Origin of the sequence: Lentilactobacillus sp. Marseille-Q4993, assembly GCF_951230165.1 — a bacterium.
Classification (GTDB): Bacteria; Bacillota; Bacilli; order Lactobacillales; family Lactobacillaceae; genus Lentilactobacillus.
The window spans coordinates 1-3,610 of sequence record NZ_CATNVB010000060.1 but is presented as its reverse complement, the minus strand read 5'-3'; the positions used below and the strand labels follow the sequence as shown (position 1 = coordinate 3,610).

Here is a 3,610-nt window from a genome sequence, read left to right as displayed (position 1 = left end):
TTGTTATGGCTTTAAAAATATGGCCCATTTATTCATCAGAATCAGATTGATTCATGATTAGACAAAAAAAGCATCACCTTTCGGCGATGCTTCAGAAACTTCATCAATACGATTTGACTAAGTTCCGTTTTTATATTAGTGACAACAAATTATTCATCATGTGCAACGCAATGTTAAATCTAATATCCTTAAAGTACATGTACGTTCCCGACAAGAACAGTCCCAAAGCCGAATACATCAGCCAGTTCAAATCAAATTGTAGCTCATGGGCGAAACCAAATAGTAACGCACTAACCACAAGTGCCAAGATATTATTTAGGCGGTTGTTTTTATTAAAGAAGTAATTCATGTAGATACCTCTAAATAAAAATTCCTCCAGGATTGGTGCTAGCAGTCCCGCAAAGATATTATTCCAAAAAGGCATCTTCAGAACTTCTTCGTTGACCGCCTGCTGATTAGCTGGTTCGTGGATAATGTTTGAGGCAATCAGGATTTGCCAAAAGTATTGAAACATTACCATCCCAATAAAGATAAGAATCAACTTTAGAATTTTTTTGTAAGTGATTGGTTTTCTTCCAAACGACCGGGGATTATTCTTTTTTAACTGGCGGTTATACAACCAGGCAACTAAAACAATTGCAAGGGCGGTGATGACCATACCCATTCCTAACACTGTTTGAGCCTTGCCTGGATCGTTAGCGTAGTCACCAGCAAGCGTGAAGAATCCCGACCCAAACAAGTATACAAAAATTAGGGCCAGCCACTTCACGACAGTCAGAATTCGATTTAAAACGTAGTTTGTTAAATTTCGCTGTTTCATATTATTCAAACACGGTTATCTCAATTTGGTTTTTATCAGGATCCAGAACGGTAATTGAGCTAGCCTTTCTCCTTAGTTCGTTAGTTGGAGTTGGTCCGGCGACAATATCAACGTAGTAGTTTCTCAAATGTGAGTGGATATTTTCCATGCTATCCTTATCGACAAAGCCAAAGACGATTGGGGATTCGACTTTGTCGACCTTTCTAAATTTGATGAAGTGTTTATTGAGTTGAGCACCAAGGGAGCCGTCATCGAGGGTGATGATGGGCAAGTCAAACACTTCGTGGTAGAAGCGTTCGCTAGCCTCGAGGTTGCTGACGGGGATAGTGATGTACTGGACTTCGCGTATATTCATTATAATTTCATCCTTTTTGTTAAAGTAGTTACATTATATACCATTTTATCTTATTTCAATGGTTGACTGAAAACGGAAATCAGTATAGTGTACATCTATGTATGTAAAAACGAATTTTTTAAGGAGTATCATTAAATGCCACTATTAGAAGTGTCAGATCTTTCGATGAGTTTTGCGGAAAAAGACTTATACAAAGATGCTGAATTTCAGTTGAATAAGGGAGAGCACATGGGAGTTGTTGGTCAAAACGGGGTTGGAAAATCCACTTTGATCAAGATTATCACGGGAAGCTTGCTACCTCTATCAGGCGATATCAAATGGCAGAAAAATATCAAAATCGGCTATTTGGACCAGTACGCTGACGTGGAGGGCGATTTGACCCTAACGGATTTTCTCCGAACTGCCTTTGCGGACCTGTACGAAAAAAATGACCGCCTAACTAAAATCTACGAGGAATATGCCGAAACTGGTAATGATTCCTTGATGGAACGAGCTGGTCAACTTCAAGATGACCTTGATGCCGGTGACTTCTACGAAATCGACACCAGAATTGAACAAACCATCGTTGGTCTTGGCCTTGACAGTATTGGTCGGGATCACCTAGTTGGCAAAATGTCTGGGGGTCAACGTTCGAAGGCAATTCTTGCTAAGATGTTGCTTTCGACGCCTGACGTGATTTTGCTCGATGAGCCGACCAACTACTTGGATACAGCTCAAATTGAATGGCTGATTGAATACATTAATGGTTTCACAGGAGCTGTCTTCGTGGTTTCCCATGATTACGACTTCTTGGAACAAATCACTAACTGTATCATTAACGTGGCCTTTGGAAAAATCACCAAGTATCGCGGTAGTTTCCAAAAAGCCATGAGACAACGGGCTGAACGAGAAGAATTCCAGCAAAAGCAATTTGAAAAGCAACAGGTGGAAATTGATAAAGCTGAACGGTTTATTCGGAAGAACAAGGCCGGTTCAAAGTCGACAATGGCTAAATCACGGGAGAAGAAGTTGGCCCGGATGGAACGGGTTGATCCGCCTTCAACTAATATTTCGGCTAGCTTTAACTTCCCATACGCTGATACTGGTTCCCACGAAGCGCTCGTCGTTGACAAACTTTCAGTTGGATACGAAAAGCCACTGCTTGCCCCAGTTACGTTCTCAGTGACAATGGGCGAAAAGGTTGGTTTTGCCGGGTTTAACGGGGTTGGTAAGTCAACTCTGATCAAAACTATTTTGAATAAATTACCAGCCAAGGGTGGAGAAGCTAAGTTTTCACCATCGGCCAAAATCGGTTATTTCAGTCAGGAATTGATCTGGGATAACAACCGAATGACACCAATGCAGATTATTTCGGATGCTTACCCTAAGCTGAACCAAAAGGCAATTCGGACCAAACTCGCCAAGTGTGGTTTGGACACCGAAAACGCTATGAAACCAATCGGTCAACTTTCCGGTGGTGAGCAGACCAAGGTTAAGTTGGCATTGATGGAGTTCAAGCCATGTAATTTCTTGATCATGGATGAGCCCACGAACCATTTGGACGAAGAGACGAAGGAAGCCCTGAAACGAGCAATCGACCGGTTCCCTGGTAACGTTATTATCGTCAGCCATGAGAATAGTTTTTACGATAACTTAGTCGATAAAGTATTGAACGTTGAAAAGCTTAGCCTTCGAGAGCGAAGTGGGATATAATACCCACGAACAAAAAAGAAAGTAGGAAATTCAATGTACCCACAATTATCATTAGACCAGGCAACTGGAACAAAAGTAACTATCAAAACCAACCACGGCGATATTGCCATTCAATTGTTTGACGACCAAACTCCAAAGACGGTTAAGAACTTCGTTGAATTAGCCAAGCAGGGTTACTACAACGGCGTGATATTCCACCGAGTTATTCCTGACTTCATGATTCAGGGTGGTGACCCAACTGGAACTGGTGCCGGTGGTGAAAGTATCTACGGTGCCAAATTTGAAGACGAATTTTCAAATGAATTATTCAACATTAAGGGTGCCCTTTCAATGGCCAATGCTGGTCCCAACACTAACGGTAGCCAGTTCTTCATTGTTTCAAACGAAAATGTTGATGCAGGTTTAGCTGATCAAATGAAGGCAGCTAATTACCCAGAAGAAATTATTGAAGCTTACAAGCAGGGTGGAACTCCTTGGCTTGACCACCGTCACACGGTATTTGGTCAAGTTGCTGACGGCATGGACGTTGTTGAGGAAATCAGCAAGGTTAAGCGTGATTCAGCTGATAAGCCGGTTGAAGATGTAGTGATTGAGACGATTGAAGTTAAGTAAAAAAATGGAACTTAGTCAAATCGTATTGATGAAGTTTCTGAAGCATCGCCGAAAGGTGATGCTTTTTTTGTCTAATCATGAATCAATCTGATTCTGATGAATAAATGGGCCATATTTTTAAAGCCATAACA

At 41.4% G+C, this 3,610-nt stretch carries 4 protein-coding genes; 2 read left to right on the top strand and 2 right to left on the bottom strand.

Features of this window, described 5'->3' with window-relative positions:
• Positions 1 to 130: 130 nt before the first annotated feature.
• Complete coding sequence (locus tag QOW94_RS10885) at positions 131 to 820, bottom strand: CPBP family intramembrane glutamic endopeptidase (RefSeq protein WP_283680480.1); 690 nt, start codon at positions 818 to 820, stop codon at positions 131 to 133.
• A gap of 1 nt (position 821) precedes the next feature.
• Positions 822 to 1,175, bottom strand: a complete 354-nt coding sequence (locus tag QOW94_RS10880; protein WP_283680479.1) for a VOC family protein — start codon at positions 1,173 to 1,175, stop codon at positions 822 to 824.
• Positions 1,176 to 1,310: 135 nt separating this feature from the next.
• Between QOW94_RS10880 and QOW94_RS10875 the strand changes: the two genes are divergently transcribed.
• On the top strand, positions 1,311 to 2,867 hold the full coding sequence (locus QOW94_RS10875; RefSeq protein ID WP_283680478.1) for an ABC-F family ATP-binding cassette domain-containing protein: 1,557 nt from the start codon (positions 1,311 to 1,313) through the stop codon (positions 2,865 to 2,867).
• 33 nt (positions 2,868 to 2,900) lie between these two features.
• Complete coding sequence (locus QOW94_RS10870; RefSeq protein WP_283680477.1) at positions 2,901 to 3,479, top strand: peptidylprolyl isomerase; 579 nt, start codon at positions 2,901 to 2,903, stop codon at positions 3,477 to 3,479.
• Positions 3,480 to 3,610: the final 131 nt, after the last annotated feature.